5 protein-coding genes are annotated in these 3,443 nt (G+C 62.0%); 3 read left to right on the top strand and 2 right to left on the bottom strand.

Annotation, left to right across the window (positions count from 1 at the left end):
- A partial coding sequence (locus WEA77_RS08605; RefSeq protein ID WP_368067459.1) for an amidase family protein occupies positions 1-341 on the bottom strand: 341 nt, incomplete at its 3' end.
- Positions 342-474: 133 nt separating this feature from the next.
- Here WEA77_RS08605 and WEA77_RS08600 point away from each other — a divergent pair.
- Positions 475-918: a DUF6491 family protein gene (locus WEA77_RS08600; protein ID WP_368067458.1), complete on the top strand. Its 444-nt coding sequence runs from the start codon at positions 475-477 to the stop codon at positions 916-918.
- 41 nt (positions 919-959) lie between these two features.
- Positions 960-1,343, top strand: coding sequence for an SET domain-containing protein (locus tag WEA77_RS08595; RefSeq protein WP_368067457.1), 384 nt, complete (start codon positions 960-962; stop codon positions 1,341-1,343).
- A gap of 13 nt (positions 1,344-1,356) precedes the next feature.
- Here WEA77_RS08595 and WEA77_RS08590 read toward each other — a convergent pair whose 3' ends face one another.
- Positions 1,357-2,343, bottom strand: a complete 987-nt coding sequence (locus WEA77_RS08590; protein ID WP_368067456.1) for a GSU2403 family nucleotidyltransferase fold protein — start codon at positions 2,341-2,343, stop codon at positions 1,357-1,359.
- A gap of 155 nt (positions 2,344-2,498) precedes the next feature.
- On the opposite strand from WEA77_RS08590, the gene WEA77_RS08585 reads away from it, so the two are divergent.
- Positions 2,499-3,443, top strand: a 945-nt coding sequence (locus WEA77_RS08585; RefSeq protein WP_368067455.1) for an NADH oxidase, incomplete at its 3' end; no start/stop codon positions are given.

Raw genomic sequence — 3,443 nt, 5'->3', positions numbered from 1 at the left:
CCTTGGTCCCAGAGGTTCTGGGTGACGGTGGACTCATAGGTGGGCGTGAACTCGCCGAGGATGCCCGAGCAGGCGGTCGTGCGCACACCCTTCGTGCAGTAGAGGTCCTTGATGCCGAGGGGGGCGCCGTCGAGCTTGCCGGCCTCGCCCCTGGCGCGCCGGGCGTCCGACGCCCTGGCCATATCCATCGCCTTTTCGGGCGTCTCGACGATGAAGGCGTTCAGCACGCGCGCGCCCTCGATGGCGCCGACGAAAGCCTGCGTCAGCTCAACCGAGGAAAACTGTTTCGATTTCAGCCCGTCCAGCGCTTTGGCGAGGGTCAGGGCGGTGAGATCGGTCATGGGGCGTTGCCTTTGCGTGAACTTTGCCTGCTAGGGCCGTCGCGTCAAAAGTTCAAGTCTCCGTGAGCCCATTGCAGCAGCGGCGCCGGGGGCGCACACTCGCCATACCGAAGCCGAACCGGAGGATTTCCGCATGAAACCGATCGCCCTGGCCCTTGCCGCCGCCCTTGTCCTGACTGCCTGCGCCAGCGGGCCCGTTGAGCCGCGAAAGCGGGGAATGGACGCCTATGCCGACGATCCGCGCCTCGGCGAGGAGACCCAGCGAATCTGCTTCTCATCGAACATCGACGGATTCAGCCTCAACGAGCGCGAGACCGTGGTGCTCCATGAAGGGCGTGACCGGTACATGGTGGAGGTCACCGCCGGGTGCCCGGACCTCGAGTTTGCCGAGGCGATTGCGGTGGACAGCGCGACGGGCTGCCTGACGCCGGGCGATGCGATCATCGTGACGCGCACGCTCGGCGAACCGTTCGGGAACAACCGGTGCCTGATCCGCGAGATGCGGGAATGGGACGAGAAGGCAAAGAAGCCGGAGGCGGCGCCGGCGGAGCTGCCGGCAGAAGAAAATCCGGTCTGACCCGGCTGGCGCGCGCGTCGGCGCATGCTAGAGACGGCTCCATGCTGGTACGACACGAAGGGGGCCGCGCCGAGGTTCGCACCTCGCCCCTGCATGGACGCGGATTGTTTGTTTCCGGACACATTGCGCCCGGCGCGGTGATCGGCGTTTATCCCCTGCTCGTGCTCAGCCATGAGGACACGGCGCACCTGAAGGCAACGCGGCTTTATCACTATGTTTTCTATGTCGATGAGCGGGCCGATGGCGCGGCACGCTGCGCGGTTGCCTTTGGGGAAATCTCGATGTGCAATCACAGCCCCGATGCGAATGCCGGGTTTGAGGTTGACGCGGTCGCGCAAACCGTCACCCTGACAGCGCTCACCGATATCGTATCGGACGCCGAAATTCTGATCGACTATCAGGACTTTGCCGAAGAAGCGCTTTGATGGTCCGCCGGCATCAGGCGAGTTTGCCCGATTGCCAGCCTTTATACCAAGGCAAGAGCTCTTCAGGAATTTCCGAGAGGAATGCGCTGTCTAGCGGGTACTGAGGCATGCTTTCCCTGACCGCGTTCAGCAGTGCCAATCCCTGCTTGCGATCCTTTGGACGTTTGAGCGCATTGCGCGTCTCCTTGCCCGGCATCCAGAGTTTCCGGAGCGCAAACCAGCGCGGGTCCGGCGCAACGACCCGGACGGGTGTCCCGTCGAGACAGGCTGCGACCTGATCCACCGGTTCGCCGAGCAGGAGCCATTCCTGCTCAGGCAATGGCACAGGGCGCGGCTTATCCATCTTGCCCAGCGTCGCGGCTCGAGAAGGCGCAACCAGAATTTCGACTTCATAAGCCCTGGAGTTTCTCGCTTGGAATGTCCGCTCCGGGTTCACAGTAAAGGTCGGATCAACAGCCTTCAGCATGTCCCATAATACTGTTTCCGGCTCTTCGCTCTGTTGGGCGGACCAGGCCATGTCGAAGTCCTCTGTTTCTACCGCCACCCCAGACAGGAACCCGGCTGCTTCGACAGCATAGGCCGCCATTGCATTTGTTCCGACTACCAACAAATGACTACCCAGCAGGTTCCGCCGGTCGCATTCCTGCAGAATCGGTCCGGCCGAACTGGAAATCATCGGCAACCGCATTGCCCGGTAAAGACGCCCGCTTTCCTCCAAAGCGCTCCGGGTATTGTCTCTCTGCGCCTGAGCGGTCTGCTTGGCCGTTCGGTAGGTCTGGAATTTTTCCTCGGCGGCATCGTCCAGGCGGCCAAGGCTTCGACCGTTTCCGCCGCGATCAAATATTTCGTAGAGATAGGTCTTGCCATCGACAATCTTGCGCCGCAGGTCATATGGCAAGGTTGCCAGCATGCGTTCGGCCTCGATCCAGACCTCATAGCGCTGGCGCAAATCAATGAGCGTCCTGAGCTGCTCATCCGAAAAGGGCTTGACGGGGATCATGCAGGCTATCCCACGTTTTTCTGATTTTGAAAAATGTGGGATAAATCAATAAAATTCAACTATCTGAACAGTCCGCTAACGTGACTTTCCAGGATTGTTTACCATAGCCTAAAAGGCGCAAGTCAGTGCCACTCAATTAATCAGGAGGAAATTCCATGACCAACACGTTTCCCAAGACCGCGCTCCAGCTTCGCAGCCATCTTAAGGCTTCGGGCGAACTCGAGATTTCGCTGGCGGACGTCGCCGTGCCGGAGCCCGGCCCCGATGACGTGGTTATCCGCGTCGAAGCAACGCCGATCAACCCGTCAGACCTTGGCCTGCTGGTCGGCGGTGCGGACATGAGTACGGCGGTCCAGTCGGGCACGACGGATCGACCGGTGATCACCGCGAAGGTGCCTGGCGCCGCGATGCGCGCGATGGCGGCGCGGATGGACCAGTCCATGCCGGTGGGCAACGAGGGCGCGGGCGTGGTGGTTAAGGCGGGCTCGTCCCCGGCGGCGCAGGCGCTGCTCGGCAAGATGGTGGCCGGTCTCGGCGGCGAGATGTATTCGCAATACCGGATGCTGAACCTGGCGCAGGTGCTGGCGCTGCCGGAGGGCACCTCGGCGAAGGATGGCGCGTCCTGCTTCGTGAACCCGCTGACGGCGATCTCGTTTGTCGAGACGATGAAGATGCAGGGGCGCACGGGCATCGTGCACACGGCAGCGGCCTCGAACCTTGGCCAGATGCTGGTGAAGATCTGCCAGAAGGATGGCGTTCCCCTGGTCAACATCGTGCGCAAGAAGGATCAGGCCGATCTGCTGAAGGGCCTCGGCGCAAAGTATATCGTCGACTCCTCCTCGCCGAATTTCATGGAAGAGCTGATCACGGCGCTGGCCGAGACGAAGACGACGCTGGGCTTTGACGCGATCGGCGGTGGTCCGCTCGCCGGGCAGCTGCTGGTGGCGATGGAAGCGGCGGCGAGCCGCAACATGAAAGAGTTCAGCCGGTATGGCTCTGGCCAGGAAACACAGGTCTACATCTATGGGCGCCTCGACATGTCGCAGACGCTCGTGCCGCCGGGCGTGGGCTTCGCGTGGAACCTGGGGGGCTACCTCCTG

Source organism: Hyphomonas sp., assembly GCF_040882205.1.
Taxonomy (GTDB): Bacteria; Pseudomonadota; Alphaproteobacteria; order Caulobacterales; family Hyphomonadaceae; genus Hyphomonas.
The sequence above is the reverse complement of the archived record's forward strand: the minus strand, read 5'-3'. Positions and strand labels throughout refer to the sequence as shown.